Annotated in this window: 1 protein-coding gene; it reads right to left on the minus strand. The window is 57.2% G+C overall.

What is annotated here, in order from left to right:
- Positions 1 to 147: 147 nt before the first annotated feature.
- Positions 148 to 346, minus strand: a 199-nt coding sequence (locus QEH52_RS20360; RefSeq protein WP_308952790.1) for a hypothetical protein, incomplete at its 5' end; no start/stop codon positions are given.

The raw sequence follows: 346 nt of genomic DNA on the forward strand, positions 1-346 counted from the left end.
AGTTTAATGGAGATCGGGCGTCCCGCCCGATTGAAGTTTGAGGTAGCTCCCAAAGTAGCGGGTTGCTTTAGCGCCCGTCAGCGCATGCGCAGCCCGCGCCCACCACAAACCAAGGCTGAAGCACTTGGCCAATGAGAAGTGGAGAGTTTAATGGAGGTCGGGCGTCCCGCCCGATTGAAGTTTGAGGTAGCTCCCAAAGTAGCGGGTTGCTTTAGAGCCCGTCAGCGCATGCGCAGCCCCCGCACACCACAAACCAAGGCTGAAGCACTTGGCGCAGTGAGAAGTGGAGAGTTTAATGGAGATCGGGCGTCCCGCCCGATTGAAGTTTGAGGTAGCTCCCAAAGTA

Origin of the sequence: Thalassobacterium maritimum (assembly GCF_031127805.1) — a bacterium.
GTDB classification, from domain to species: domain Bacteria; phylum Verrucomicrobiota; class Verrucomicrobiia; order Opitutales; family Coraliomargaritaceae; genus Thalassobacterium; species Thalassobacterium maritimum.